Genomic DNA, 283 nt, shown 5'->3' with positions numbered 1-283 from the left:
TGGATTTGGATGCCACCGACGATTTCGACGGACAGTGGAGCAGCTTGACAGGTGTTCCAACGGACTTCGCAGACAATGTGGACAATGTGGACGATGCGGACAACGACCCGGCTAACGAATTACAGGCCATTACTTCGACCGACGGAACGGTAACAGTGACCCCGAACGGTAACGATTTTGACCTTTCCGGTTTCAGTGGTGACTTTGGTGACCTTTCCAATGTACCAGCGAACTTGGATTTGGATGCCACCGACGATTTCGACGGACAGTGGAGCAGCCTGAC

Annotated in this window: 1 protein-coding gene; it reads left to right on the top strand. The window is 53.0% G+C overall.

Features of this window, described 5'->3' with window-relative positions:
• Nucleotides 1–283, top strand: a 283-nt coding sequence (locus EO130_RS15440; RefSeq protein ID WP_164732904.1) for a hypothetical protein, incomplete at both ends; no start/stop codon positions are given.

This window comes from Flagellimonas marinaquae (assembly GCF_003992675.1).
GTDB lineage: Bacteria > Bacteroidota > Bacteroidia > Flavobacteriales > Flavobacteriaceae > Flagellimonas > Flagellimonas marinaquae.
Note: the sequence above shows the minus strand (reverse complement) of the source record. Positions and strands in the feature narration are given on the sequence as shown.